Here is a 26850-nt window from a genome sequence, read left to right as displayed (position 1 = left end):
AGGGGCACCAGGGCAGGCCGGCCGGCGAGCTGGGGAATGGCGGGGCTGCTGACGGTGAGGGCACGCTCGCTGGAGAAGAGGGTGGACATGACGGCACCTTGTACAAGCTACAAAAGCCGAGATTAAACCCCAAAAAATAGAGTACCTAGGTATTTATTTTGAAAGTATCAAAAACAGGGGGTAAAAGTATCATGAATGGCGCTGGGGGGCGGAATTTTGCCAAATTCAGGCATCAGCCTGGTTCAGTGCTGCTTTTTGGAAGGCGTTGATTTCGCCGCAGGCCTTGACGATGCCGCTGATCAGGGGCCAGCGGGTCATGTCAACATGGCGGTGGCGCAGACTTTCGACTTGGGAAGCCAAATACACATCGACCAGGGTAAGGGTGCCGCCAAAGCTGTACCGACCGCGCTGGGGTCGGCGGCGATCAACGCCTGATAGGTGCCAAAACTTTCGCTGGTCTCAAGTCTAAATCCCCTGATTTTCGGGGCTTCGGTTTGTCCATCAATTTTGCGCAGGGCGATGGCTTCGGCATAGATTGGTGCGGACGTTTGAAAGGTCGAGCGAAGGTATTGACCTGCAGGACCCGTTAAAAGTGCTTTGACAGGCCTGCCAGTCTCCTTGGCCATCTTGGCAATGTACCCGGGGTCCATTGCATCCAGCGCCCATGCCGGGGTTTGCATAAGCGTGGCCAGCAGGATGAAAAAGACGCGGGCGGGCACAGTTACTCTTTGAGGGGTTGGATATCGCCCAAACCCTGAACCAGTGCATTGACGTTCGCGCCCAGCAGCTGGGCAAGAGACACTTCAGCTGCAGATCGACTGTCAAGCTGGCGGCTGATGATCCGTACGCGTTGAGTGTCTGCAGAAGAGGCCCCAGGGGCACCGAAATAAGCCTTCATGTCAACTGCCTGCAGCCGAATCTTCCTGCGATAACTGTCCAGTCTCTGCGCTTCGCTGGGGCATGAACTGGCTTTTCGTGTCGTTTTATCGAAGCAATCAACCATCAGGTACGACTCGTTTTTCATCTTTTCGTCGTCGTTGCGTGCTTTTGCCAAGGCCGAGCTTAAGCCCGTAGCGTCAAACAGCGCCGCAAACACACCTACACCGAATGTCAGTGGATCTGCGTTACGAAATTTGTAAGCTGGAGCCAAATCCCAAGCAGACCGTGCAACGGTCCTGGAGCCGTCTGGTGATCCGCCCTCCAAAAGTGCAGCCGAATCAAGTCGTTCGTCCAAAACGAGACGTTTGGCGGGATAAGGGTGGTTCTGACTGAAATAGCTCACCTCGCCACGCAACAGCAGTTCAGCGGACTCTTTGCTCGCTGCAATGCGAACACCACGGACCTTCAGCTGTTCATTGATCGCCGTAGTCAAGACGGCGCTTTTGAATTCAACCCAAACAGCTTGATCGGTTTTGCCTTCAGGCATTTTCAAGGCGGCTTCGGTTGAGGGCAGGACTTCAACGCCAAATGCACTGGGCATTTTGAGGAAGTAAGTTGCCCGCTCAGGAGGCATCGCACCAAGAGGTGGCAACTCCTCTGGGTAGTCAATTTTTTGGAGATAGTCGATGACTTGAGCTTTGACATTTGCCGCGCTCAAAAGCAAGACAAAAGCTACGGTAAGAATTTTGGCATTTGATTTCATGTTTTGATTTTTGAAATTATTTGCGATGCGACAGCTACAACCATCAAAGCCACGTAGGTGAGCAGAAATTTCATTGTTTCTGACCAGTGGCGGACACGTCCTCTGTTGGCAAACTTTCAGATGGCGCAGCATTGGTGCCTAATTGGGGCGCTTGTTGAGGCTCATCCCCAAGCCCGGAGACAAGCTCATTCATCGCATCAGCCAGCAGCTCAACCAATCGACTTTCGGTGCCGCCTCGGCTATCGAGCGAGCGTGAAACTACTCGTACACGCTTGAAATCACTTGATGAGCTGCCGGGTTTACCCATGAAGGCTTTGATATCGATTGCTTGCACGCGCACCTTTCCCCTGTAGCTCAGAAGAAGTTGGTCATCGCTGATGCAAGAAGAGGACTTCCTCGAAACTTTGTCGTAGCAGTCCAAAAGCAAGAAGTTTTCTGAGTTCTTTTGATCAGCGGGCGCTGCAAATAGCTTGCTAGCTCCTGTCACCTCAAATAAATTTAGCATCAAGGAGGCGCCGAAAGCACTCGCTGACACGCCATTGGCAAGGTACACAGGGGCTAATTCAAATGCAGCCATCGAGACGGTTTTATTGCCACCACCAAAACTTCCTTTGGGTGGATCGAGCTTTTCAGTGAAGGCAATTCTGCGAGGCGGGTTGGGAAAGTGCTGATCTTGGTAGACGATTTCACCACCGAGTACAAGATCGGCTTTTTCACGACTTTCTGCAATTTTGAAGCCTCGACTGCGCATCTGTTCTTGCAGGGTGGCAGCTACAACAGCGCTCTTGAACTGCACAAAAACCGCTGTTTCTCCAGTGGTTTTAAAGCTCAAGCGATTGTCGGCAGCCGAGACGAGCTCTGACCCAAAGAAGTTCGGAATTTTCAGGTAATAAGTGGACTTGCTCCCCTGAAAAGCTTGCGCACTAGGAAGCTCTTTGGGGACCTTGATTTCCTGTAGGTAATCAAGATCGTTTGCGGCATGAGCCGCGTGAGTGACTAAAACGCCGATGAGGGCACTGGTAAGGGTCGCAGTGAGGTGTTTCATGGGGGGATTGTTGAAAATGAGTATTAATCCCCTGATTTTCGGGGCTTGGGTTTGGCCTTGGTAGCCATTGCTTTGCACGAATCGAAACACGTCTTAATCCCCTGATTTTCGGGGCTTGGGTTTGGCTCTATGCCGATAAACCATTGGCAGGCTATGTTGTCTTAATCCCCTGATCTTCGGGGCTTGGGTTTGGCGCTGCAGCCACAGCCCCAAGGTCCAGTAACAGCCGTCTTAATCCCCTGATTTTCGGGGCTTGGGTTTGGCCTGAGGCGGCGCTTCGCTGCTTCATCCTTTGTGAGTCTTAATCCCCTGATTTTCGGGGCTTGGGTTTGGCGGAAGGAGCTGGAGGAATACCGCTTAGCTTTTCGTCTTAATCCCCTGATTTTCGGGGCTTGGGTTTGGCGCCACATTAGCCGCCATGCCTCAAGTCACGAAAGTCTTAATCCCCTGATTTTCGGGGCTTGGGTTTGGCTTTGGCGGGTGACTGCATGGCATCGCTCAAGACCGTCTTAATCCCCTGATTCTCGGGGCTTGGGTTTGGCTGGTATCCTGTATGGCCCCAGCCAGTCAGACTCGTCTTAATCCCCTGATTTTCGGGGCTTGGGTTTGGCGCGCATGGACAACCATGACTGCCAGCGTTCCATGTCTTAATCCCCTGATTTACGGGGCTTGGGTTTGGCCTCACTAACAGGGGTCACAAGGCCGCGACATTCGTCTTAATCCCCTGATTTTCGGGGCTTGGGTTTGGCTCGTATACAAGCGGTAAAAAAACGAAAACCGTTCGTCTTAATCCCCTGATTTTCGGGGCTTGGGTTTGGCCTTTTTGCCAACGGCATGGGTTGGTATTTTGTGTCTTAATCCCCTGATTTTCGGGGCTTGGGTTTGGCCCCTGCCACACCACAGAAAGGACAGCCATGAGTCTTAATCCCCTGTTTTCGGGGCTTGGGTTTGGCTTTAGAGAAAAACTCGAAGAACGTCAACAAAAGTCTTAATCCCCTGATTTTCGGGGCTTGGGTTTGGCTTTTACCGCATTGTCCACTGTCACGGGTAAAGGTCTTAATCCCCTGATTTTCGGGGCTTGGGTTTGGCCGATTTACCGGCCCGAATGCCTGATCACCGGCGTCTTAATCCCCTGATTTTCGGGGCTTGGGTTTGGCGCAGGGAAGAGGGATTAAAGATCGTTGAAGGTCTGTCTTAATCCCCTGATTTTCGGGGCTTGGGTTTGGCCTTGTTTCAAGATGCTTACGGCGGGCCGCTCGTGTCTTAATCCCCTGATTTTCGGGGCTTGGGTTTGGCGCAGCGCATCACCAACCCTGTCGAACTGCTTTTTGTCTTAATCCCCTGATTTTCGGGGCTTGGGTTTGGCTTACGCCCACAAAAGCGACGAGCGGCTGCTTGGGTCTTAATCCCCTGATTTTCGGGGCTTGGGTTTGGCGCACAATCCGCCATTGACTACACAATTCTCGCCGTCTTAATCCCCTGATTTTCGGGGCTTGGGTTTGGCGTTTGCAGGGCCGCTGACTAACGGCAAATATGGCGTCTTAATCCCCTGATTTTCGGGGCTTGGGTTTGGCTCTGCATTTCAAAAGGCTACGCTCGCGCATGGCCGTCTTAATCCCCTGATTTTCGGGGCTTGGGTTTGGCCGACCGAGGCGAGACCTTGGCGAAATACGACAGTCTTAATCCCCTGATTTTCGGGGCTTGGGTTTGGCGAGTCTGAAATTCTGCATGAAATCGAAGCTGACGTCTTAATCCCCTGATTTTCGGGGCTTGGGTTTGGCTTAGGGCAGCTTCGGCCCTGGTAGTGGCCAAATGTCTTAATCCCCTGATTTTCGGGGCTTGGGTTTGGCCCCAAGCCCAAAAAGTTCAAGCCCATGTTAAAAACGTCTTAATCCCCTGATTTTCGGGGCTTGGGTTTGGCCCACCCGCAATGTCCGCCTATCCTCTGCTCGAGTCTTAATCCCCTGATTTTCGGGGCTTGGGTTTGGCCGCCCGGGGCATTACGCTGGGCGCGGGGCGCTAGTCTTAATCCCCTGATTTTCGGGGCTTGGGTTTGGCTTGACTTACAACACCAACACGACCGCATCAGTCACGTCTTAATCCCCTGATTTTCGGGGCTTGGGTTTGGCTGGCAAGCAGGCGGTCTGCGATCAGCTCGCGCGTCTTAATCCCCTGATTTTCGGGGCTTGGGTTTGGCGCCCCAATCAACAGACCCGCTCAACTTTGACGCGTCTTAATCCCCTGATTTTCGGGGCTTGGGTTTGGCCAAAAACCATTTACACTGCCACCGCCTTGGCCGTCTTAATCCCCTGATTTTCGGGGCTTGGGTTTGGCCAATGGCGGTGCGGGAAAAACGTGAAGAGCGCGTCTTAATCCCCTGATTTTCGGGGCTTGTGTTTGGCGCTAGTACACTGGCCCTTAATGCAAGAATGACTGAGTCTTAATCCCCTGATTTTCGGGGCTTGGGTTTGGCACCATGCCCCGAGTCCATACAGTCGCCTTAAACGGTCTTAATCCCCTGATTTTCGGGGCTTGGGTTTGGCAACCATGTCCGATAAGGTCAAACAACACGTTTCGTCTTAATCCCCTGATTTTCGGGGCTTGGGTTTGGCGTAGCAATACCGAGCCTGATGCCGTAGTTCGGGTCTTAATCCCCTGATTTTCGGGGCTTGGGTTTGGCGTTTATAGCGGCTTGGCTACAATCTCAAAAGTAGGTCTTAATCCCCTGATTTTCGGGGCTTGGGTTTGGCCCATGTTCACGCGATAGGAAGTAGAGTTATCTGGGTCTTAATCCCCTGATTTTCGGGGCTTGGGTTTGGCTCGATGTGCAGCGTATTTGTACGAATATGCACTGTCTTAATCCCCTGATTTTCGGGGCTTGGGTTTGGCTGGGGGTGCTTGACGGCTACCCCTACAAGCAGGGGTCTTAATCCCCTGATTTTCGGGGCTTGGGTTTGGCCTTTGTGGGGGTGCTTGACGGCTACCCCTACAAGTCTTAATCCCCTGATTTTCGGGGCTTGGGTTTGGCGCGCGCATTGACTGGGTACGTGAACGCCTCGAAGTCTTAATCCCCTGATTTTCGGGGCTTGGGTTTGGCTGGCCGAGAAAAAGTGTAGCCCACGGGCTCCAGTCTTAATCCCCTGATTTTCGGGGCTTGGGTTTGGCAAAAACGGAAAGGCCTTTCTGGCCGGGGGCTTGGCGTCTTAATCCCCTGATTTTCGGGGCTTGGGTTTGGCCCAAATGGGCTACACGTACGATACAGCCGCCGTGTCTTAATCCCCTGATTTTCGGGGCTTGGGTTTGGCCAATGCCCTTGAGGGGCACAGCATAGACCCCCGTCTTAATCCCCTGATTTTCGGGGCTTGGGTTTGGCCTCAGGGCGTGGCAAGCCCAAATGGGCTACACGTGTCTTAATCCCCTGATTTTCGGGGCTTGGGTTTGGCTCCTCAATCCAAAAAATCCAATGGCTTCAATCACTTGCGTGGCTGTTTGCCAATGAATTCCAGTCATGAAATGTTGAGCCTTGGGTCTTTGTCTTCCAGGGTGTCTGGGGTGCCGATGTCCGCCTGTTTGAGTTTATCCACAAAAGCATCGCACAGCGTGTTGCCGCCTTCGTTGAATTGGGTGCCCAGGCCCCAGATGCGGGTGTTTTCGGTCAGCGGGTAGATGCGCACGTCGTCTGCGCTTTCGTCGATCAGTTCGCGCAGGCGTTCGAGGATGGCCTCGACTTGGTGTCGCGTGCCCGCCAGCAGGTAAACCGAATATTGCAGTCGCACGCCTTCTTGGCGCAGGTAGCGCCAGACTTTTTGCAAGCGTTTTTTATCGCGTATGTCGTGGGCCAGCAGCCAGCGCTGGGCATGGCTGTGCGGTATGGGCAGGCTGCGGGTGCTGGGTTTTGTCATGTTTTAGAGCCAGTGGTTGCGCAAAAATTGTTCAAACGCGTACATCAGTTGTCCGATGCGTTGCTGCCAGTGGGCGGCGTGGCGTTCGTAGTTTTTAACGGCCCAGGCTGTCAGTTGGTCTGGCGTGGGCAGCAAGGGGGCATGGTGCAGGTCGGTGTGGGCGTGCAGGCCAATGACTTGGCCCAGGTCTGCAATCAGGTTGAGCCCTGGGCGATGCCAAGCCAGCAGTTCGGGTGCGCCGGTTTCTTGTACGAGTTGGGCGGCCAATTCGTGTTGGGCCAGCAGGGCCAAAGCGTCTACGGCTTGGGCACAGCCTTGTTGGTGTTTCACAAAATGGGCATTGCACAGGGCGACTCTGGGGTTGTGCCGTGCTGTGGCGGTGGTGGGCACGCCGCACAACAGCAGGGTTTGCGCGGCGATGGCGGCGTGTTGCTGCTTTAGCCAGTCGGGGTAGTGGCTGGTCCAGGCTGGGTCGTCCAGGGCGTGGGTGAGCAGTTGGCGCAGGCTGGTTTCTTTGCGGCGTGCGCCCAGGCACCAGCCCAGGGTTTGGCCGCTGGGGTCGATCACGGCCAGGGGGATGCCGTTTTTCATGCAGGCCATGAGGGCTTTGGCGCTGATGTCCAGCGTGCTGCTGCAGACGATGCGCGAGACGTGGTGCAGTGGGATGCGCCGCTCGGGCAGGTCTTTGCGTTCGATGCGCAGGCGTTGGGCGGCGTCCAAGTCGAGGCGCTGGGCGCTGCCGTTGTGCAGGTACAAGGGCATGGCGTTCATGGCGCAAGGGTGCAGAGTGCGGTTGTGCATGGTGCGGTTGTGCTTGTCTTAATCGGTGGCGGTGTGGTTTGTGCTGTCGTTTGTTGGGGCGTTTGTTGGGTCGTTTGTGGTGTCGTTTGTCGGGTCGACTGGGGTGTCCATCAGGTGCGACCACGCCGCTTGGGGGCTGCTGTGCATGAGGGCTTTGTCCATGGCTCGGGCATAGCGCAGCAGGCTGCGCTGGTGGTGCTGGGCTTGTTGCTCCCATGCGGGGTAGAAGTGGCCGCGCCCGGCTTTGCTGAGCAGGCAGGCGCCTGCGCCGTCGTGGCCAAAGTGTTCGGCGCGCAATGTGCCTTGGCGAAATTGTTGCCAGACCCACAGGTCGATCAGGGGGCGATAGGGCTCCATGAGGTCGCAGGCCAGGGCTGCACGGCCGTGGCTCAGGGTGTGCAGTGCGCCCAGGGCGGGGTCGAGCCCGGCGGCCCAGCAAGCAGCCGTGGCTTGGGCATAGAGCATGGTGTAGCTGAGCGAGAGCACGGCATTGACGGGGTCACGCGGTGGGCGGCGGTTGCGGCCGGTGGCCCCCAGCGCTGGGGCAAAGGCGCTGAAATAGGCTTCAAAGTACAGGGCGGCGGCGGCACCTTCGAAACCGCGAAGTTGGTCGAGCGTGTGCGTGTCTGGCTTGCTGCGCAGTGTCTCTAGGATGCGGCCCAGGCGTTGTTGTCCGTCGAACAGGGGTTTGCGGATGTCGGGCCTTTGTTGGGCGATGTGGGCCAGTGCGGCGCGCTGGCGTTTGACTTTGCTGTGGATGATGCCGTGCGCCAGTTGTGCGCAAGCCTCGGGCTGACTCAGGGTGAGCACTTGTTGCCAGCGGCGGCGTGCGTCGTTGTGGGGCGTGCCGGTGATTTGGGCTATTTTTTGGCCTCCCCGTCCGCCCAGGGCGATGAGGTTGACGCCGCTGTCGGCCAGTGCGCACAGCACTTTGCTGCTGAGCTGGGTGTCGGTGCGCAAGACGATGCGGTCCAGGTATTTGAGGGGCAGGCGGCGGTCGGCCTCGCCGTTGGGCGTGGTGATGTGCAGCACGCCGGTCTGGACGTGGAGTTGGCTGCCTTGGCGGTCGATGTAGAGGGTGCTCATGTGGGGCGTGCTTCAGGCAATGTGAAAGTAGTCGGCGTTGTCGATGGGCTCGGCCTGGCCCAGTTGCAGGCTTTGGCTGCGGCCGTCCAGGCGGATGAAGACCACGCGGTCGGTGTCGTTGTGGATGCGCTGGCGCATTTGGGCGAGCAGGGTTTGCAGCTCGCCCACGCTCAGCCAGCATTCGTAAAACGACTTTTGCCCACCCAGCGCGTGGTGTTGCACGTCGCGCAGGGCGCGGCGGCGAATGGGGTTTTCGCGGATGTCGTAGCCGACAAGGAACAGGTGGCGTGTGTTCATGGCCGCCAGTGTCCAGTGCTTTGGCGCTGGGGCTGCGTTTGGCAAGCTTGCTGCGCATATTGGTTTTGTTTTATTGTTCAGAGTTTTTGGGTTTTCTTTTTTTAAATGCATTATTTGGATATTTAAATTGCATAAGACGCTTTAAAATGCGTTTTATGAAAAAAGATGATCGGATTCCTTTGCCTGTCTCGCGTAGCCTTTCCCGTTTGGGGCAGGCGATGTCGCTGGCGCGTCGGCGCAGACATTTGTCCCAGCAAGATGTAGCCGAGCGCATTGGCGCGTCTGTGAACACGCTCAGGCGCATGGAGGCGGGTTACCCGGGCACAGCGCTGGTGCATTTCGCCCGGGCGATGCAGGTGTTTGGCGAGTTGGGCCAGCTTGACCAGTTGCTCGATACGCCCCAAGACGCCATTGGCTTGGCCTTGATGGACGAGCAGTTGCCCCAGCGGGTGCGCAAGTCGCGCAAAACACCGGCATCTGGGGCGTTTTGATGTCGGCCAAAAGTGCTTTCAAATCAAGCCCCGCGAGGACAACGCTGGATGTTTTTCTGGGCCAGGCAGAGGCCCCGGTTGGGCGTCTCATTTTTGTCAAAGACGGCCAACGCGAATTTTCTCAGTTTGCCTACAGCGAGGCGTGGTTGACGCATCCACGCAGTTTTGATGTGTCGCCCGATCTGCGCCGGGTGTTGGGCTATCAATTGCACAAGCCAGCGGCGCCCAACGACAGCTGCTTTATGGGCGCGCTTGCCGATACTGAACCCGATGCCTGGGGTCGCCGTGTGATTGCGCGGGCGCATGCCCAAGCCCGCGCCAAAGATGCGGCATTGGGCCCGTTGACCGAGGTGGATTATTTGGCTGCTGTGGATGATTTCAGCCGCGTCGGCGCGCTGCGTTTGCGCAACGAACAAGGGCAGTACCTGCGCAGTGTGGCCCATGGCGAGCGCGCAACGCCTGCGTTTTTGGAGTTGGAGAAAATTTTGAGCGCATCGCGCGCCGTGGAGTTGCGCCAGGAGACGAGCGCTGATTTGGCTTATCTGCAAGGCAAGGGCACCTCTTTGGGGGGCATGCGTCCCAAATGCACCTTGCAAGATGTGGATGGCACTTTGTGCTTGGGCAAGTTTCCCAGTGTGGATGATGAGCGCGCGGTCACACGGGGCGAGGTGTTGGCCTTGCATTTGGCCCGTTTGGCGGGCATCAACAGCGCATCGGCGCGGGTGTTGATGGTGCAGGGCGGTCCGGTGGCCATCATCCAGCGCTTTGACAGAACGCCCGATCAACAACGCATTCCCTACATCTCGGGGGCCACCATGCTGCAAGCGCGGCGCGGCGAGGCGCATTCTTACACCGAAATTTTGGACGTGATGCGGACCCAATGCGAGAACTTCGCCAGCGATGCCAGGCAGTTGTGGCGCAGGTTGGTGTTCAACCACCTGATCACCAACGTGGATGACCATTTGCAAAACATCGGTTTTTTGTATGGCGACCACAAGCTTTGGCGCTTGTCGCCTGCGTTTGACTTGAACCCGTTTCCTGACAAGGCGGCAGAGTCTAAAACCTGGTTGAGCGAAGACACCGGGCCGATCACTTCGGTGCAGCAATTGCTGTCGCAGGCTTTTCGTTTTGAGTTGTCAGCTGTGCAAGCGATGGCTGTATTGGCGCAGGTACTGGCCGCGGTGGAGCGATGGAAAGAGGTGGCCGTGTCTGCCGAGGTGGGCTTGCAGGCGTCTGAAATGGCCGATTTCAGGCCTGCGTTTGAACACGTGGCCTTGGCAGAGGCGAAGGCCCTTTTGGCCTAAGCGCCGAGCCGCAAGCGGCCAAGGCCCATCACGGTTGATTTGCCAATATGCAGTTGTTCGCCCAGTTGCAGCAGGGGCAGCAAGCTTTGCAGTGCTTGGGGCGGCCCTTTCAGTGTGGTCTTGCCCACCAGGCCACCTTGCGGAAGTTTGTCTTTTTGCGTGTGTGAATACCTTTGCATGTCGTGCCATTGCATCAGGCTGGTATCGGCTGTGCAGGCACTGGCTGCTGCAAGCTGGGCTTGGGGGTCAGGCACGCTTTGCCCACTCAGTTGGCACCACTGCAATTGGCGCAGCAACAAGGCGCGCACCAGAGCCTCTGCGTCGAGTTGTTGGGGCTTGAACACGGGTTTGCCCAGGCGCTGCAGGCGCAAAGGGGTGAGCCAGCGCAGGGTGATGTGGTCTGTGGTCGGTGGCGCTGATGCTGATGCTGGGTGTTGCGTTGCATTTGGCGGCACAGGGTCCTGGCTCACTTGGGTGTTCAAGAGTTTGAACAGGCCGGGTTGAAAGAGTTCTTTTTCGACGGCGCTGCGCAAGATGTGTTCGATCAAGCCGTGGTGCGTGTCAGTGCCAGGCAAGAACAGCAAATTGAACTTTTGGCTTTGCCCGGCGGGCAGTTGGCACGCCCCCAGCGCAGGGGGCTGCACCACAAAGCGCGGCAAACCGTCCCTGAATGAGGGGTGCAAGGGTTGGGCTGGGGCTGCAGGGTCAAACACCACGCCATAAGCGCAGCTGCTGCGCAGAGGGCAGCCCGCGCATTTGTCTTGGCCGGTCAGGCAGGCCGTGCGCCGCAGGGCTCGGCCAAAGGCGCCGCGCAAGGTGCTGCCTGAATAGTGCGGCCAAGCGACGGTTTGTGTGGCTTCGATGGTGACGGTGATGCGGGTGATGGTGTGCATGGCTTGGGGCTGGTTTTGCCGCGTCAGGTGGTGGGTTTGACCCATTGTTTGAGTTTTTCGTCCAGCCTGGCGAGTGCAGCACCGGCCACGACCTCAATGTGCAGGGCTTTGGCCAAGCGCAACTCCGATTCGCGCAGCGGGCGGTAGGTGGCCAGCATGCCCCGGGTGCCCAGGCCGCCGATGCGACGGCAGTTCTCTGAAAGTTTGTACAGCGTGTCGTTGGCTTTGAGGTCTTCGGGGTTGTCCATGCGCGCGGTTTTGCACTCGATGACAAACAGCCGGTTGCGGGCCAAAAAGGCCACATCCATTTCGTTGGGCTGGCCGCTGATGTCTTGCACTTGCAGGTTGGCGGCTTTGTCACGAATGGCCAGGGGGCCGGTGACTTGGCTGACGGTTTGGTAGACGTGGTGCTCGATCCAGCCGCCGTTGGCAAAAGCGCGTGCCGCTTCGCTGGGAAAGTGCAAGCTGGCGCCTTTGACTTGCAGCAGTTGGGCGTGTTCGAATTTTCTCAGCAGGGCTTCGAGGCTGCGGCTGTCGAGTTGCCTCTCGTTGAGCGGTGCGCGCAGGCTGCTCTTGGCCTCTTGGGCCAGGTAGTTGAGTTGTCCGATCGGCTCGCTCAGCGTGCCGACGTTGAGGACCAGATCGGCCATGAGGGTTTGCCACGCTGGGTTGGGCTGTGGGCGGTCCACACCTTGTGTCAGGGTGGCACCGTAGCCCCGCAAATAGTGACGCAAGCGCAGCTGTTGCGTCAGGGCTTGGGCGGGTCGGGTTTTGTCGAGCCAGACCACATGGTCGGTGTCCACGTCCACATAAAAAGCGGGCCAACCCGCAGCCTGCGCCACGGCTTGCGCAGCCAAGGCCATGAGTTTGTTGCCGCCGGTGACGTTCAGGGCGATGGACTGGCCTTCGCGCTGGGTGGCCATGTCCATGAAGGTGCTTTCTAGCGCGGCCATGTCGTGCTCGTCGGGCAAGGAGACCGTGTGGGTTTTGATGCCCGCTTCTTGGAGCACGGCTTGCAATGCCTGCGCGCGGGCGGTCATTTTTTGGCTCACCAGCAGCACAGCCTCTTGGGGTTTCATGGCCGGGTCGAGTGCGGGCAGCAGATTGGGCGCGGCTTGCTCGGACACGAGCATGAGGTGGGTGTGGGCGGGGGTGTTCATGGGGGTTTGCACAAGTTAGGTGACTGTATTACGATGTCATACGCATCGGAGAGGTGCGCAGAAAGGACTGATATGAGTACGTTGACCGTGCGTTTGACCGAGCGCGAAGAGCGCGATTTGCAGCTGGCTTGCGAGCAAACGGGCAAGACCAAGAGCGAGGTGGTGCGGGAATTGCTGGCCGAGTCCTTGCGGGGGTATCGCTTGCGGACAGCTTTGCAAGCGGCGCATGCTGAACTGGGCCCCGCAGCGCGGCAGTCGGGCTGGCTGACCGAGGAGGACATTTTGCGAGACGTGTCGTGAAGGTTTTTTTGGACACCAATGTGTGGCTGTCGGCCACGGTGTTCGCAGGTTTGTGCGAGGCGATATTGACCGAGTCTGCCCAGCGCGCTTGGCTGGTGACCACACGGCTGGTGCAACAAGAAGCGCACGAGGTCTTAGGCCGAAAATTTGCGCATCTGCCCCAGGCGCAGGTTTTGTTTGACGCGGTTTGGGCCGAAGCCGCATGCGTGCCCGATGTGGATGAACCCGCAGATGACAACGATGCAAGGCTGGTGCAGGCGGCACTGAACGCTGGAGCTGCGGTGTTTGTCACGGGGGACCGGCGAGTGTTGGGCTGGGGTGCGCGGGGGAGCATGCAGATCTTGAGTCCACGCGATGCTTGGATGCAGCTTTTTGCACAAAGTCGCATGGATTGAGGCACTTGGGTTTGGCGCATGGTTTTTTCAGGCCTGACCTTGACAGGCCCATTGATCCAGCGACTGGTCGTGCGAGCGGATGTCAAAGCCCTCCAGCCGAGCGTTGCACTGGCGCAATTCACTGGCGCTGAGTTCGCGGCCCCGCCAGTGGGCGGGCAGGTCCAGACTGAGGTTGAAAAACCGCGCACCACGTTGGCAAACCGCCGCCGCCAGATTGACGGGCAAGGTGCCGATGACGGTGTCGCCGTGCTGGATGAGCGCTGTATCCAGATGGGTCAAATGCTGGTCGATGCGCAGGCCTTGCTGCGCAGCCCAGACGATGGCGCCGGGGTGGCGGCTGATGAAGAGGGTGGTCATAGGATGCGGGTGTGCTGGGTTTGCCAGAGTCCCTCTGTGGCTTTACTTGCTTTCATTCAGATTTTCTTTGCGGCGGTCTTGAATCAGCTCGTCCACCAGATCGGGCGCACTTCCTGCTGGGATGTACTGTTGCACCAAAGCGCGCGCTTGGTCGAGCTGGCGTTTGCGGGTGGTCAAGCGCACCTCGTTGTCGTGAACGACCCAGATGACGGTGTCACCCTCTGACACGGCCAACAGGCGACGTAGGGTGGCCGGTATCACCACGCGGCCACCTTTAGAGATCTTCATCGCAAACATGACGCGTCGGCGCTCAAGCGCTCACCCTGACCAGCACGCCCTCGGCCACAAAGGCCGTGACTTTGACAAACTGGTTGCCCATGATCTTGGAACGCAACTCGGGCGGCAGGGTGCCCAGCAGTTCTTCACCCTTGGGCTGCAAGGCGACGGCGGTTTGGCCGTCTTTTTCGACGCTCAGTGATTTGTTGGCGCGGTTGAATTTGACCTTGGCGCCAGCCCATGCCTGAGCGCTTTGCTCTTGCCGTTGCGCGTCTTGCTGCTTTTTTTGCTCTCTGGCTTCGTCTTCACGCTTTTTGGCTTCATCCCGTTTTTGTTGGCGCATGGCCTCGGACTCCATGGCTCCGTAACCCACCGATGTCTTGCCACCAAAACCCAGCCAGGCAAAAGCGTGTTCAAACGCTTCGGTGAGCAGCGCTTTCCAGCGTTCGTTGTTGGCCAGATCGGGGGCCAAATCTTGCAGGCGAGCGGTGTCGCACACCACATGGAAAGCAAAGCGGGAGTTGGGCGGCACGGTCAAAAAGCTGATGGGGTTGGGCGAGCCGCTGTCGTGCGGGCTGGTGCTGCCAGCCACTGCTTTGTCTTGGTAGTAGTGGCTTTGGTGCGGGGTCATGATCTCGACCATCAGGCTGTTGCCCTCGATCTGCGGAATCACATCCCAAAAGCTGAGCACGCCGCGCAGGTGGTTTTCACCGTTCAGGGCTTCGCTGCCAAAGAGCACATCGAGGTCGCTGGCGTCAAACATGCGTTGGCCATGTTTGTTGTGTACTTCGGGGTGCAGGTCTTCAGCGTGATGCCATTCTTTGCTGTCCCATTGGCCGCTGGCCAGCTCTTGCGCAGCCGCGCGCAACACGCCCTTGACACCGCTGCCTGCCAAGTACGGAAGGCCGTAGGGGTTGAGGAAGGCAAAGCCGTTTTCCAGAGGGTGCTCGTTGCCCAGGCCAGTGGTGAAGGGGGCGATGGCGGTGGCTTGCAGTCGCAGTAGGTCAGAAGCTCCAAAGGTCGTGACCTGTTCACTTTGTCGAGCAACAAGTGCTTTTATGCGCTCAATGTCGCCTTTGTTCAGCGCACAGACATCGCGCCAAGCTTGCCGCGAGGCGAAGTCGTTTTTGTCCCACAGTCCGGCCAAGGGCTTGCGGTCACGCTGGCGCAGAGCAGCAATGACGGCTTCCATGCCTTTGCTGAGTAAGCTACTGACTTCGTCACCTTCTCGGCTTTTGGCCTCGGCACGTTTGCGAACATCGGCTTCTTGGTCGGCGCGGGCCGTCCATATGGGCAGGTACATGCCAAAGCGTTGTCCGGGGGATGCAGACTTGAAGTCATTGCCCAGGTATTCGGGTATGGCGGCAATAGGCATGTCAGTCTTTCTTGTCTTGCTTGAGACGGGCCGATGACATTTGTCGCATCCAGCGCAGCCAGGCATAGGCCTCGGTGGTGATGGCCTGGTAGTCAGTCGGCTGGGCCTTGAGCAGGCTTTGCATAAAAATTTCAAAGCCAGGATCGCGGGCGACACCGTTGAAGCGCAGATTCAACCAAGTGCGCAGGTGGGTCGCTACTTGTTCGTTGGCTTTGCCTTTTTCATGGCAAAAGGCCAGTACCTGCATGAGCCCGCTGTTCATGATGAGCGCGGGCAAGCCTTTGGCAATATTGACGTGCTCCTTGTTGTAGCTGGCACATTGGTCCCAGGCGTTTTGCGCGCGCTGTTGTTCCAGGGTGAGCGGGGCAGTTTGGGTGGCGGTGTTCATGGCGTGCTCCTTATTTGCACATCACAGTGGCGGCCACCAGGCCGCGCCCGGTGGTGGCATCGCCGCCCACTTGCAGCAGCTTGCTGTGCAGCACGGCTTTCATGTGGGCCATGACAGTGATGGCGTCGATGAGTTCTTCTGGTTTACCGCTGCGCGTCTGGCTGGCCAGCAGTGGGGCAATCAGCAGCGATTCGGGGGGCAGGTTCTCGGTGTAGAACAGGCCGCCGTCGCTGGCGGTGCCGGTTTCGTTTTCGATGCGCACATGCGGCTCGATCAGCATGGCGTGTTGGCTGAAGTAGTCAAAGTCGCTGTCGCTGAGTACCACCAGATCGGTGGCCATTTTGTCGCGGAAGAAGCTGTAGCCGTCGCCAGCTGGCAGGCCATGTTGAGCCAGGTCTTGGGCGATGGTTTGCAGTGCGGCGCAGGCTTTGTCGGCGGCTTGGTATTCAAAAGCTTCAAGGTGCAGGCGGTCTGCGTCTTTGCCGCCCAGTTGTGCAGTGTGGCTGGTCAGGCAGGTGCCTGGTTTGACCTCGGGCAGGGCAGGCCATTGGCGCGTCAGGCCCAGGTGGGCCAGCAGGCGCTGGGCGCGTGCGATGGCTTGCGGGCAGGTGGCGTAAACAAAGCCGCCTTTGAGGCTGCGCACGGGAAGGGCCACGACTTGGGCGTCACCAAAGCTGACGGCACCGGCGTGCAGGTCTGCGCTGCCCGATTCAGGACCAAACAAGCGGCTGATGTGGTTTTCAACGCCACCCAGATTTTTGAAACTGTGGCGAACTGCACCCTTGATGCCGCTGCCCGCAAAGCAGGGGTGACCGGTGTGGCGTTCGCGCTGGATGGGGTTGTCAATCACCCCAATGGCTTGGCCCGCGCCCATGTGGACGGGGCTGACGGCATACAAAAAAACGGCGGCTTGTTGTTCAAACATGGTGAGTCCTTGGAAATCTAAAAAAGTCGTTGTGTGTCTGTGGGGGCGGCAGGTCTTAGGCGCAGTCGTAGGCGGCCAAGGCGAAGCGGTTAAAGCCTTCGGCGCGGCGTTGCGTATCTTCACAGGCGACAGACCAAAAACCGCTTTCGGCAAGCTTGCCAAGGGCCTCGGGTGTGGCTTGTAATTGGTCCAGCCAGTACACGCTGCCCGTGGGTGCGGCGCGCAAGGCGGCTTTGGGCTGCCAACGGGCCAAGTCCCAGCCCGAGATGGTTTCAGCACGCGGCACCGTGGCACACACCAGGCGGGCGCGTACGCCGTGCAACACAAGCCAGTGCTGGCCGTCGCTTTGCGGGGCAAAGCCGTTGGGCAGCCAGCCCTGGGTAAACAAACCGGGTGTGGTGAGCACGACCCGGCAGCGCCCCTGGGCGGCAATGGCGTGCAGGTCGGCTTGGGGTGTTTGGTGCGCCACGCTTTGGCTGCTGGCTGCGCGACCGTCGCCGCCCAGGCGCAGCGTGCCTTGCTCGGGCAGTGGGGTGCCGCGCACGCTGGCCACAAAGCCGATGCCAGGCTTGAAGGCCACGGCTTGCGCAGTGAAGAGCTTGCCCTCTTCGACGCTGCGGGTGCCAGCGTCCATACCTATGCCAACGCGGGCGTCGATAGCCCAGAGTTCGCGGGTTTCGACCAAGTCGGTGGTGGGGTTGGGCAGGTGGCCGCTCAGGTAGCTTTGCCAGCCAGTCTGAGTGAGCCACAGGCCGGTTTCGGCTTTGCGGCGCACGGCTTCTGGAAGCACGGGGACTTGCACCAAGCTGCCAGAGCTTTGCAGGCCGTGGCTGGGCGGTTGGGGGCGCAGGCTTTGGATGGAAAGGGCCGCGTTGTTCTTGGTGACCACCAGGTCGGCAGGCAGGGCGTGCAGTGTGTGGACGCTGCCGCCCGCCGCTTGCCGCGCCAGCGTGAAGGCGGTGAGCGCAAAGCTGCCCGGTGCCGTGGGCGTGCCCAGGCTGGGGTGATCCACATCGCCTTGGGCAAAGGCGCGCAGGTCGACCCCGTCATGGGCCAGCACCTGGCTGCGCAGCGCGCCTGCGGCGGCACTGGGCCAGGGGGGCACCAGCGATTCGCCGTGGCTGCCGGGGTCGCCAAAGAGTTTGTTGCCGCGCAGAAAGAGCACGTCCAGCGGCTCGATGTAGCGGTGTTGCAGGTCTGGGGTGGCGGCGCTCATGAGGGGGCTCCAGTGGCTGTGGGCTGTTGGAAGGGGGTGGCGCCGGTGCGGGTTTCGCGCGCCAGGAATTCGGCCACGCCCATGAAATTGGCCAGCCAGTTCAAGGGCTGCTTTGTTTGTGCTGCACACAGTGTGGCCAGTCGCTGGGCCAGGGCAGGGGCGTCTTTATTGGTTTGGCTGCCAGCTTGGGATTGGCGGTCAAACTGGTAGCTCAGCAAAGTGGCCAGCATGGTGGTGGTGTCGGCGCTGGTGGGCTCAGGAAGGTCGCGCATCCAGTCCAGGCTGTTGAACACCGCGCGGCGGCTGGTGCCTTCGGCGCGCAAAAAGGCAATGAGGGCGTGTAGCAAGTCCATGGGCTCGCCCCAGTGTTCGGTCAGGCTGAGGGTGCCGCCTGAGCGTTTGACGACGGTGATGGAAAAAGCATCTCTGCCGCCACGGTGTCCGCCCTCGTTTTTGGCGCGCTTTTCAGCAGCGCGCAGCGCTTGCAGCACCGCGCCCAGCGGGGCCTGGTGGTGGGCGATGACGGCGCCGGTGGAGGCGGTGGCTTGTGGGCTCATCATGCGCATGAGGCGGCCATTGAGCCAGGCAAATCCTTTGTTGAGCACAAGCTGATGGCGCACATCGCCGTGGTGGTTGCGCAACATGCCCCAGTTGGTTTTGGCGTTGTGGGGCGCGCTGCCGCTGTAGGCGTGGCGCAGTCGCTGCATGGCACTGAGCAGGTCTGCCGTGGGCAGCATGGCCAGCACGTCGTCGCCGCCTGCATAAAGCACGCGGCCCAGGTGTTCTTGTTCCACCACGTGGCGCACCACGGTTTGCGAAAAATCATTGAGCGCTCCGGAGATGGCCAGGTGCCGGTTGGGGCTGATGGCGCGGGGCTGGTCGCCGTAGGCTTTGAGCTTGGCGTTGCGCCCGGCTTGTTTCGCAAAGCCGCTTTGCACCTTGGGGTGAAAGCTTTGCAGATAGGAGATGGCGGTGTGGGTGGCCTCGTCGCCCGCAAGAATAGCCCCCATGCGGTCGCCGTCCATCATCAGCAGGCTGTAGTAGGTTTCGAGCTTGTCCACGCCCAAGGTGCCTCGCACGACTTTGGTGGCGTGTTCGTAGGCGCTGGGTTCTTCGCTGTCCCGGGCGGCTTCGAGCAAGCCTGGCAACACCTTGGCGTCTTCAACGTGGTTGCTCTCATGCCGCATGAGGCGGCGTGGCAAAGCCACAGATTCAGGCTCAAGCTTTTGATAAGCGTCCGAAAAGTCCGGCCCAGCGGGTGCGCCTTTCAAAAGCCAGTCGTCAAGCTGGCTGGCAAGTGCCATGGTGTGGGTGGAGACCACAAAGCGGCCTACAGTTTTACCAGTGGCTTGGCCCACTTCATCGGCAAACACGCTGGGCCACAGGCGCTTGAGCGCGGCCAGGCCGCCCAGATGTTCGCCTGCTTTGGCCCAGGATTTTTTGGCTTGGTGCACCTTGGCCCACAGCGTGTCTTTTTGTTGGCGATAAGACTTTTGCAGCTGTGCCGGGTCGGTGGTGAGCCATTCGCTTTCACCCGTGAGTGAACACCGCCAGCCGTATTGCGGCAGTTGCTCAAAGCTGCGCGAGGCTTTGGCGGCGGCCAGCGCCCGCTCGGCCAGATCGAACACCGCCGGGTAAAGCGTGCCGGGGTTGGGCGACCAGAAAGTGGTGCGGTCGTCCCAGGCCATGTCGGTTTTGAGCACTTGCCAGGCAGGGCTGGCCAGAAAGCCAGCGTCTTTACCCGGCACTACCCCAAAGTACGGGGCCATGGCCGCGCTGAGCTGGGTGGTGTCGAGGTCGTTTTGCTTGTCGGCGTTGCGCGGGCGGATGAGCGAGAAGGGCACGGCGGCCCAGTGCACTTCGGGGAAGCCTTTGAGTTGCTCTCGCATTTGTTGGTGGCAGTGTTGCTCGCCTGCTGTGTTCAGGCCAGCGGCTTGCAGCAGGCGATGGACCACGTCTTGGCCGGTGCTTTGCAGCCAGTCGCGCACGGCTTGTTCGCACTTGTGGGCCAGGGCTTGCGCCTGAGCTGCTGGCACCACGGCGACAAAGCGGTTGGGCAGGGCGGCGCTGAACAGGGGGTTGGCGTCGGTTGCGCCCTTTTGCCATTCGCATTCTTTGAAAAGTTCTGTGGGCAGCTGCATCTGGTCGCGCAGCCACAGGTCCACTTGTGGGATGCCGCGCAGGCGCGGAAAGAGCACGGCGTCTGGTCCGAGTTCTTCGCACAGGGGGCGCATGCATTCCCAAGCCAAGCGCGAGAGCAGGTGCGAGCCGGCCCACAGGTCGCTGGTGGAGCGGGCGGCGGCAATGAAGCTTTGCACCGGGCCCAGCGACACGGTGAGCAAGGCCACTTCCTGCTGCGGATCGGCGGCAAAGGCACCGGCAAAGGCGCTGGTCAGGTCCAGATGGTCCCAGATGCTGTGGTCGGGCACGCGGGTGTCGGCAGGCAGCAGGTGCCAGAGCGCGCCCAGCGTTCCGTTGTCTTGCGTTTCACTCAACTCGGGGGCAAAGCGCCAAAGGGCCAGCAGGGTGCGGCGCATGTCGTGGGGCTCGCCGGTTTGAATGCCCAGGGCTTTGAGGATGCCCAGGTGGTGGTCGTAGCTGCGATCTTTGATGTCGCTGACCTCGGTTTCCTTGAGCTGGCCCAGGTCGATTTGTTCACCCGAAAGCGGGTGGATCAGAACGGGTTGGCTGGAGAAACGCACCTGCGAGCCCTCGGAGACTTTGAGGGTGAGCTCTTCGCCCTTTTTTGTGACGACCGCGATTTCTTGCATCGGCCACTGTGGCCGGTCGGCAGCGGCGGCCCACCAGTCGGCGCGCTGCACGGTTTTGTACATGCCGCGCGGCAGGCTGGCCTTGAACACCATGGCGTTGAGGGGACGCAGCTCGGCAGTGTCGTCCTCTTCGTTGTAGTTTTTCAGGCCCATGAGGCGGCTGAGGGCGAGCGAGGTGCCGTTTTCGTGGCCCGCAGGGTCGCGCATGAGCACCAGCGCTTTTTCGGCCGGGTCGTGGATGCGGGCGGCAATTTTGGTGTGCCAGACGGTGCTGGGCGTGGAGTCTTGGGTCATGGTGTTCAGGCGGTGATGCGGGTCAATGTCAGGTGTGCGCTGTTTGCACTGGGGTGGGCGTAACCATCCAAGTGCTTGTGGACCAGACCCCATATGCGCATAAGCTCTGCTGGCCTTGGGTCAAAGTCCACTGGCGGTTTGTGGGGCATGTGAAAAATCAGACCTGCCAATTTCCCATCTGCCGTGGGGCGGACTTTGAAACGCAGCTGGTTGGGCAGGCGCAGGTTCTTGCGCTTCCAGTCGTTCACGTCATGGCGCGTAATGGGGTAGCTCAGCCAGTGCCGGTCATGGACTTGTCCGTCAGGTTGTGCGTGCGGAAATTTGAATGCAGCTTGAGTGCGCAGCGCGATCTTGATTTCAGCCAAGGTCCTCATCAGCCCAGTCCAGTCTTTATGGGCCTGCGTTTGCCAAATCAGCGCGCCTTGGCTGTCGGCGCCTAAAGCGAGAGGCCAATCAACGCTCAGGCATTGGGGCAGTGCCTGGGTTGGGATTGCAGTGACGGCCATGGGCTCGCCGTCAAGCCGCGTTAGGCTGTACGAGCCCCAGCCGTTTCGGCTGCGCCCACCCACGGTGCCATACAGGTTCATGAGTTGCAGGGCGTGCTCCAAGTTCTGTGCCTGCTCGTCTGGAAAGGCGATGGCAAGTTCCGCATCTTCGCTGGCTTGTATAGCTGCGTTGGGTTTGCCTTGCTTGTCTTGCAGTTTGGTGCCACCACGCCCGTCCAACGGGCCATATCCCAGGTAAGCGTGTGGCCCAACCTGGTAGCGCACTTTTTCCGCTTCAGGGTGGTGTACTGTGGCCGCTTCCAGCCTGTCCCAACTTTTGAGTTGACCATCAGCCCACTTGTTCAGCCGGATGCGGACTTCGCTTTTTCGGGCTGCGGTGTCGACGCGTTTTCCATCGTGAACAAAACTGTCGTTCTCCAGCCAGGCATGCCCAAACAAGCGCCCTTCAACTTCGCGCATCTCGCGCACGTCCACCGCGAACTGCTGTTGCGCCGCATACGCCACACGCCACCACTGGCGCAGCTGGGCCTTGAAAGGCGGGGTGCGCCAGCGCCCGCTTTGGTTGGCGTCACCCAAAAAGGCGGGGGTGTGGAACTGAATATGGAGTTGCCGCTGTTGCATGGGTTGAGCTGTTTTTGAAAAATTGGGAATTCCGCTTCACTATAAGTGATTCTTTGGTATTCAAAATATTTGGCAAGCTTGCCGCGCAGTCAAGTCGTTTGGACGATGCGCACGCGTTCGGCTTGCAGCTTGAGGCGGTAGCCTTGTTGACGGCCTCGGGTGCCGATGTTTTCGCGGGCAATCAAGCCGCTCAGGGGCAGGGCGCCGCTGTTGCGCAGGGTCTTTTCCATTTTGGACAGCTGCTGGCTGAAGGTGTTGCCTATCGGTTCTTTGTCGTTCAGGCGTGCGTCCAGGCTGCCCGGTATATGCATGTCGCCCATGGCCAGGCGCAGTGTTTGGCGCGCTTGTTGTTTCCATTCCGGGTCGTCGCCTTCTTTGGAGGGCGCAGGCAGCGGCGGCAGTTGGTGTTTACAGCGCCAAGCCAGCAGGCACAACAGGCCGATTTGCATGGGCGGCAAAGCAATCTGGTGGTGGTTGATGCGCACGCAGGACTGGGCAGTGTCGATCGTGAGATCGATTTGATCCAGAGCCTGGTTGGCCGCCGCTACCGCTTGGGCAAAACCGCTGTTTTGTTCGGTGATGCTGACAGGCAGCAGGCTGCGCAGGCGCACAAAGGGGATGTCGCCCAGCCAGACTTTGGCGGTACTGGCGTCCAGCGGGTCTTGTCCGGGTGCGCGGGCAGGGATGATGTGCGGCGTGGGCGTCGGGTAGAAAAATTCGGATCGTGATTCAAACGGCGATGAAACCAAGACGTGCGACAGCCGGTCTTGCGGTCTGCCCCACAGGCTCATGGCGTAACCCATGAAAAACCCCATGGTTTTGCGCCCGCCTGCGATGGAGGCGTGGATTTCGGTGTCTGGGTCTTCGCTCAATCGGCGCACCAGATCGGCAATGCCGTCGGCGGCGCGTTGGTTGTCTTGGTCGTCGCGGATGTCATCCAGTGGCTGGCCGGCATGGTCTTGCAAGATGCAGATGCGCGAGGCGTCAAAGGCCATGGGCGGCAAGCCCCAGTCCTGGCGCAGCCGATGGAACCAACCCGGCTCGTCTGACAAGAGCATGAGGCGGGCGTTGTCGGCACCCCGTTGGGTGGTGATGAGCCAGATTTCGTCGGGAATCCAGCTTGGCGATTGCGCCACGCTCAAGGCAAACAGCGTTTCGGTGACGATTTGAGGGGATAAGCCGGTCACGCAGACCAGAATTTTTTTTCTGGCGGTGTTGGTTGTGGGTGGAATGGGTATGGTTTGGTGTTCATGCATGCACCAAGTATCGGTAATTCCGAGGGGGTTGAGCCATTTGGCAAGCTTGCCGTGGTGGTGTTCCACATGCAATGGGCTTCATGCATTTCAGCCCCCCAAATGGCTCAGCCCCCCAAATGCCGCACCGCGTCTGACACTTGCATGCCCAGTTGCAGGCCGTGCGCCAGCGCCAGCGCGTTCAGGCCGTTGACCACGCCGTTGTCCAGCCCGTCTTGCGCTTCGCCAATGCGGGCCGAGGTGTGGGCGTACAACATGGCCAGCACGCCCACCGCCTGCAACTCGCGCAGCGCCACGCGGCCTGCATCGTCTTTGCCGCCACCGGCGTCGTTGAAGGCCACCGCGAAAGGCTTGTGGGTTTGCGCGGTCACAAAGTGCGAGGCCGACAGCCCCCCGTGCGAACCCGACACGATCACTGTGCCTGCATGGCTGGCGTTGACCAGCGCAATCGAGTCCAGCAAAACCAGTGCGCGCTGGGTCATCGCGTTTCTTTCGCCACATCCTGCTCGAAGCTGGCTTGGTGCAGAGGGGCTTTTTCGGCCATCCAGCCGCTGTAGACGGTTTGGAAGTCGGCCACGATTTGCGCCAGCGGCATGTCGTCAAAGCTGCCGCGTTGGTTCACGTATTCCATGTGCCGGTTGCCCGATTTGTCAAAGGGGTGGTAGATCGAATCGTGTTGCCCGTCAAATTCGAGCGGCAGCAGGCCGAATTTGTCGCACAGCTCGATGTTGAAGGCGGGCGTGGCCTTGACCCATTGGCCGTCCAGCCAGATGTCGGCATAACCGTGCCAGATGAAGACATCGGTCTGCATGGTCTGGCGCAAGCGTTCGGTGCTCAGGTGGTTGCGCACATCGGCGTAACCCAGCCGGGCGTGCAGGCCTGCGGCCCGGCAAGCCGCCGCCATCAAGGCCGCTTTGGGCACGCACCAGCCAGCGCCCTGGGCAATCACCGCGCTGGCGCGCATGCCCTGGGGTGACAGGTCGATGCGGTAGGGGTCGTAACGGAACCGGTCGCGCACCGCCAGGTACAGCGACACGGCGCGCTCGCGCTCGGTGGCGCCTTGCGCGTGCTGGCGCGCCAAAGCGATCACGTCGGGGTGGTCGCTGTCGATCAAGGCCGTGGCGGCCAGCGTGGCGGGGCAGGGCAGGTCGGTCATGCAGCGCACTGTAGCGCGTGTGCCAGCGCTGCGATGTCGCGCTGGCTATAGTGGGCTGTCGCGCCCTGGGTGGGGCGCAGTTCAAGAAAGTCTGTGATGTCGTCTGTGTTGCGTTTTGGCGCGGTGAGCGTGCACCTGGGTGAGAAGGCGGGCAAATACCCCGACGGCAACCAGCTCATCGTGCAGGGGGCCGACACGCGTGTGGCCTTTGACACGCCCGAGGTGGCCAACCGCATTGGCCCCGAGCTCGACAAGGTGGACCTGGTCATCTTGGGCCATGTGCACGAAGACCACATGGCCGGGCTGCACCGCCTGCCCCACGCCCGCGTGCAGGTGCACGAGGCCGATCTGGCCGCCGCGCAATCCTGGGACGGCATGTGCCAGCACTACGGCTACCCCGCCGAGGTGCTGGAGGCCATGCACGCCATCGTGCAAAAAGATTTTCACTACCAGCCCCGGCCCGACGCCACCGGCTACAGCGACGGCGCACTGTGGGACCTGGGTGGCGGCGTGCGCGTGCGGGCGCAGCACCTGCCCGGCCACACCGCAGGCCACTGCGCCTTGGTGGTCGAGAGCGAAGGCCTGGCCTTTATTGGCGACATTGACCTGAGCGGTTTTGGCCCGTACTACGGCGACGCCACCTCCAGCCTGAGCGACTTTCGGCAAACCCTGAAGAAGGTGGCCGAGCTCGATGCCCGCATTTGGGTCACCTCGCACCACAAGGCGGTGGTCACCGACCGGGCGCAGTTTTTGGCCGATCTGGCGCGCTTTGCCAGCAAGATCGACGAGCGCAGCGCGCAGTTGCTGAGCTACTTGCAGACCCCGCACAGCCTTCATGAACTGGTCAGCCGCCGCCTGCTGTACCCGCCAGGCTATGACGTGCCCTTTGTGCCTTGCGCCGAGCGCCGCACGATTGGCATGCATTTGGACGAGTTGCTGGCGACAGGGCAAATTGCCCACCACGACCATGGCCGCTATGTGGCGTTGTGAATCCCTTGTACTTCCACTTTTGATCTTTAACAGGAGCCTTCTATGACCCCCGAACAACTCTTGCAGCACCACGACGAGGCCCGGTTATGGGGCCTGCCGCCCGGCGTGGTGGGTGGCCCCGACATCGCTGCGGCTTACCAAAAAGCCCTGGCCGTGCGCCAACTGCGCCAGCAGCGCGGCGAAGTGCCCAGGGGCTACAAGATTGGCTTTACCAACCGCACGCTGTGGCAGCGCTACGAGGTGTTTGGCCCCATGTGGGGCACGGTGTGGGACAGCGGCCTCGTCTTTGGCGCGGCAAGCGAGCCGGGACATGCCCAAGGCCACATCGACCTGGCCCGCACCTGCCAGCCCCGGCTGGAGCCCGAAATCGTGTTCGGCATGAAGGCCACGCCCGCGGCCAACGCCAGCATGCAGCAGTTGTTTGAAGCCATCGACTGGCTCGCGCCCGGTTTTGAAGTCGTGCAGTCGCACGGCCTGGACTGGAAATTCACCGCCACCGACACCATGGCCGACAGCGGCTTGCACGCGCGGCTGCTGGTGGGTCAGCGCTTACCCGTGCACAGCGTGGCGGCGGACGCGCAGGCCTTGCACGAGTTGCTGGCGCAGGCCCGCGTCACGCTGTTCAAGAACGGCCAGGCGGTGGAGCAGGGCACCGGCACCAACGTGCTCGACAGCCCGCTCAACGCCTTGCACCACTTTTTGAAAGAGCTGCGCCAATGCCCCGGCGCGGTGGACCTGCAAGCGGGCGACGTGGTCACCACCGGCACCTGGACCGACGCTTGGCCGCTGCAAGCCGGTGAGCAGTGGCGGGCCGAATTTTCTGCGCCCCTGGGCAGTTTGAGCGCGGACATGCAGCGGTGAGGTCTGGGCCATCTCGGACGCGATGGCGTATCCCAGTGCGTGCAGCAGGTGTTGTCAATAAGCCTGGGTGCACTCCAGACCCCGGGTCTTTGCCCGGATGAGATGCGCGCGCAAAGAATGAATTGGGGCCAGCCCCCAATTGTTTTCTGTCACCGCGAGGAAATTTTCCCGTTATCGCGGGAATTTTCCCGTCATCGCCAGGAATTTTCCCGTCATCGCGAGGCACGAAGCGATCCATGGACTGCCGCGTCGCTGCGCGCCTCGCAGTGACGCTGCAGTTTGCCGTGCGCCTCGCAGTGACGCTGCAGTTTGCTTCGCTCCTCGCAGTGACATTGCAGATTGCCGCGCTTCGCTCGCAATGACGCTGGAATGGTCACCACGCTCTTTTTTGTCACCGCCAGGAATTTTCCCGTCATCGCGAGGAAATTTCCCGTCATCGCGAGGCACGAAGCGATCCATGGACTGCCACGTCGCTAAGCGCCTCGCCATGACGCTGCAGATTGCCACGCTTCGCTCGCAATGACGCTGGAATGGTCACCACGCTC

The 26850-nt window shown here is 59.9% G+C and carries 27 protein-coding genes and 1 CRISPR repeat array; of the genes, 7 read left to right on the top strand and 20 right to left on the bottom strand.

Annotation, left to right across the window (positions count from 1 at the left end):
* Positions 1-314: 314 nt before the first annotated feature.
* The 7 genes from ACIQ39_RS08865 to ACIQ39_RS08835 all read right to left on the bottom strand — a co-directional run bounded on the left by ACIQ39_RS08865 (position 315) and on the right by ACIQ39_RS08835 (position 8773).
* Positions 315-719, bottom strand: coding sequence for a hypothetical protein (locus ACIQ39_RS08865; protein ID WP_396434251.1), 405 nt, complete (start codon positions 717-719; stop codon positions 315-317).
* A gap of 2 nt (positions 720-721) precedes the next feature.
* On the bottom strand, positions 722-1642 hold the full coding sequence (locus ACIQ39_RS08860; protein ID WP_396434250.1) for a hypothetical protein: 921 nt from the start codon (positions 1640-1642) through the stop codon (positions 722-724).
* A 70-nt stretch (positions 1643-1712) separates the two neighbouring features.
* A complete protein-coding gene (locus tag ACIQ39_RS08855) occupies positions 1713-2687 on the bottom strand; it encodes a hypothetical protein (protein WP_396434249.1) in 975 nt (324 codons plus the stop codon).
* 24 nt (positions 2688-2711) lie between these two features.
* Positions 2712-6130: direct repeats of the CRISPR family, unit length 33 nt; unit sequence TTAATCCCCTGATTTTCGGGGCTTGGGTTTGGC.
* Positions 6131-6193: 63 nt separating this feature from the next.
* Positions 6194-6589 carry a CRISPR-associated endonuclease Cas2 gene (cas2, locus tag ACIQ39_RS08850; protein WP_396434248.1) on the bottom strand — a complete coding sequence of 132 codons (396 nt, stop codon included), beginning with the start codon at positions 6587-6589 and terminating at the stop codon, positions 6194-6196.
* A gap of 3 nt (positions 6590-6592) precedes the next feature.
* Positions 6593-7390 (bottom strand): CRISPR-associated endonuclease Cas1, encoded by a 798-nt coding sequence (locus ACIQ39_RS08845; RefSeq protein WP_396434247.1) that lies wholly within the window; start codon positions 7388-7390, stop codon positions 6593-6595.
* An 18-nt stretch (positions 7391-7408) separates the two neighbouring features.
* A complete protein-coding gene (cas1, locus tag ACIQ39_RS08840; protein WP_396434246.1) occupies positions 7409-8476 on the bottom strand; it encodes a CRISPR-associated endonuclease Cas1 in 1068 nt (355 codons plus the stop codon).
* A 12-nt stretch (positions 8477-8488) separates the two neighbouring features.
* On the bottom strand, positions 8489-8773 hold the full coding sequence (locus ACIQ39_RS08835; RefSeq protein ID WP_396434245.1) for a hypothetical protein: 285 nt from the start codon (positions 8771-8773) through the stop codon (positions 8489-8491).
* A gap of 155 nt (positions 8774-8928) precedes the next feature.
* Between ACIQ39_RS08835 and ACIQ39_RS08830 the strand changes: the two genes are divergently transcribed.
* Together ACIQ39_RS08830 and ACIQ39_RS08825 are read left to right on the top strand one after the other, a co-directional pair.
* A complete protein-coding gene (locus ACIQ39_RS08830) occupies positions 8929-9264 on the top strand; it encodes a helix-turn-helix domain-containing protein (RefSeq protein ID WP_396434244.1) in 336 nt (111 codons plus the stop codon).
* Positions 9264-10568 (top strand): type II toxin-antitoxin system HipA family toxin, encoded by a 1305-nt coding sequence (locus ACIQ39_RS08825; protein ID WP_396434243.1) that lies wholly within the window; start codon positions 9264-9266, stop codon positions 10566-10568. Before ACIQ39_RS08830 ends, ACIQ39_RS08825 begins: the two co-directional genes overlap by 1 nt.
* Here ACIQ39_RS08825 and cas6 read toward each other — a convergent pair.
* The gene (cas6, locus tag ACIQ39_RS08820) at positions 10565-11506 is read right to left on the bottom strand and encodes a CRISPR system precrRNA processing endoribonuclease RAMP protein Cas6 (protein WP_396434242.1); all 942 of its coding nucleotides are present in this window, start codon (positions 11504-11506) and stop codon (positions 10565-10567) included. The genes ACIQ39_RS08825 and cas6 overlap by 4 nt on opposite strands.
* A complete protein-coding gene (locus tag ACIQ39_RS08815) occupies positions 11485-12621 on the bottom strand; it encodes a Card1-like endonuclease domain-containing protein (RefSeq protein WP_396434241.1) in 1137 nt (378 codons plus the stop codon). The genes cas6 and ACIQ39_RS08815 overlap by 22 nt, the downstream gene beginning before the upstream one ends.
* A 72-nt stretch (positions 12622-12693) precedes the next feature.
* On the opposite strand from ACIQ39_RS08815, the gene ACIQ39_RS08810 reads away from it, so the two are divergent.
* Together ACIQ39_RS08810 and ACIQ39_RS08805 are read left to right on the top strand one after the other, a co-directional pair.
* Positions 12694-12921, top strand: coding sequence for a hypothetical protein (locus tag ACIQ39_RS08810; RefSeq protein WP_396434240.1), 228 nt, complete (start codon positions 12694-12696; stop codon positions 12919-12921).
* The gene (locus tag ACIQ39_RS08805) at positions 12918-13316 is read left to right on the top strand and encodes a putative toxin-antitoxin system toxin component, PIN family (protein ID WP_396434239.1); all 399 of its coding nucleotides are present in this window, start codon (positions 12918-12920) and stop codon (positions 13314-13316) included. Before ACIQ39_RS08810 ends, ACIQ39_RS08805 begins: the two co-directional genes overlap by 4 nt.
* Positions 13317-13343: 27 nt before the next feature.
* On the opposite strand, the gene csx16 is transcribed toward ACIQ39_RS08805, so the two are convergent.
* From csx16 to ACIQ39_RS08750, 11 genes are all read right to left on the bottom strand, one after another.
* Positions 13344-13673 (bottom strand): CRISPR-associated protein Csx16, encoded by a 330-nt coding sequence (gene csx16 / locus ACIQ39_RS08800; RefSeq protein ID WP_396434238.1) that lies wholly within the window; start codon positions 13671-13673, stop codon positions 13344-13346.
* A 42-nt stretch (positions 13674-13715) separates the two neighbouring features.
* Positions 13716-13961 (bottom strand): AbrB/MazE/SpoVT family DNA-binding domain-containing protein, encoded by a 246-nt coding sequence (locus tag ACIQ39_RS08795; RefSeq protein WP_396434237.1) that lies wholly within the window; start codon positions 13959-13961, stop codon positions 13716-13718.
* A gap of 22 nt (positions 13962-13983) precedes the next feature.
* Entirely contained in the window at positions 13984-15324 is a 1341-nt protein-coding gene (cmr6, locus tag ACIQ39_RS08790; RefSeq protein WP_396434236.1) for a type III-B CRISPR module RAMP protein Cmr6, read from the bottom strand.
* A gap of 1 nt (position 15325) precedes the next feature.
* The gene (locus tag ACIQ39_RS08785) at positions 15326-15712 is read right to left on the bottom strand and encodes a type III-B CRISPR module-associated protein Cmr5 (protein ID WP_396434235.1); all 387 of its coding nucleotides are present in this window, start codon (positions 15710-15712) and stop codon (positions 15326-15328) included.
* A gap of 10 nt (positions 15713-15722) precedes the next feature.
* Positions 15723-16637, bottom strand: a complete 915-nt coding sequence (gene cmr4, locus ACIQ39_RS08780) for a type III-B CRISPR module RAMP protein Cmr4 (RefSeq protein WP_396434234.1) — start codon at positions 16635-16637, stop codon at positions 15723-15725.
* 55 nt (positions 16638-16692) lie between these two features.
* Positions 16693-17853, bottom strand: a complete 1161-nt coding sequence (locus tag ACIQ39_RS08775; protein WP_396434233.1) for a type III-B CRISPR module-associated Cmr3 family protein — start codon at positions 17851-17853, stop codon at positions 16693-16695.
* Positions 17850-20918: a type III-B CRISPR-associated protein Cas10/Cmr2 gene (cas10, locus tag ACIQ39_RS08770; protein WP_396434232.1), complete on the bottom strand. Its 3069-nt coding sequence runs from the start codon at positions 20916-20918 to the stop codon at positions 17850-17852. The genes ACIQ39_RS08775 and cas10 overlap by 4 nt, the downstream gene beginning before the upstream one ends.
* Before the next feature lie 5 nt (positions 20919-20923).
* Positions 20924-22045, bottom strand: coding sequence for an RAMP superfamily CRISPR-associated protein (locus ACIQ39_RS08765; RefSeq protein ID WP_396434231.1), 1122 nt, complete (start codon positions 22043-22045; stop codon positions 20924-20926).
* A gap of 89 nt (positions 22046-22134) precedes the next feature.
* Positions 22135-23301: a CRISPR-associated ring nuclease Csm6 gene (gene csm6 / locus ACIQ39_RS08760; RefSeq protein WP_396434230.1), complete on the bottom strand. Its 1167-nt coding sequence runs from the start codon at positions 23299-23301 to the stop codon at positions 22135-22137.
* Positions 23302-23405: 104 nt separating this feature from the next.
* The gene (locus ACIQ39_RS08755; RefSeq protein ID WP_396434229.1) at positions 23406-23780 is read right to left on the bottom strand and encodes a hypothetical protein; all 375 of its coding nucleotides are present in this window, start codon (positions 23778-23780) and stop codon (positions 23406-23408) included.
* A complete protein-coding gene (locus ACIQ39_RS08750) occupies positions 23777-24454 on the bottom strand; it encodes a transglutaminase domain-containing protein (RefSeq protein ID WP_396434228.1) in 678 nt (225 codons plus the stop codon). The genes ACIQ39_RS08755 and ACIQ39_RS08750 overlap by 4 nt, the downstream gene beginning before the upstream one ends.
* Before the next feature lie 96 nt (positions 24455-24550).
* Between ACIQ39_RS08750 and ACIQ39_RS08745 the strand changes: the two genes are divergently transcribed.
* The 3 genes from ACIQ39_RS08745 (at position 24551) to ACIQ39_RS08735 (ending at position 26667) form a co-directional block, all read left to right on the top strand.
* Positions 24551-25444, top strand: a complete 894-nt coding sequence (locus ACIQ39_RS08745) for an MBL fold metallo-hydrolase (RefSeq protein WP_396434227.1) — start codon at positions 24551-24553, stop codon at positions 25442-25444.
* A 42-nt stretch (positions 25445-25486) separates the two neighbouring features.
* Positions 25487-26305, top strand: a complete 819-nt coding sequence (locus ACIQ39_RS08740) for a 2-keto-4-pentenoate hydratase (RefSeq protein ID WP_396434226.1) — start codon at positions 25487-25489, stop codon at positions 26303-26305.
* A 236-nt stretch (positions 26306-26541) separates the two neighbouring features.
* Positions 26542-26667, top strand: coding sequence for a hypothetical protein (locus tag ACIQ39_RS08735; protein WP_396434225.1), 126 nt, complete (start codon positions 26542-26544; stop codon positions 26665-26667).
* The last annotated feature ends 183 nt before the right edge of the window (positions 26668-26850 follow it).

The organism is Limnohabitans sp. (assembly GCF_044361645.1).
Taxonomy (GTDB): Bacteria; Pseudomonadota; Gammaproteobacteria; order Burkholderiales; family Burkholderiaceae_C; genus Limnohabitans_A.
This window is presented reverse-complemented; position numbering and strand designations above follow the sequence as displayed.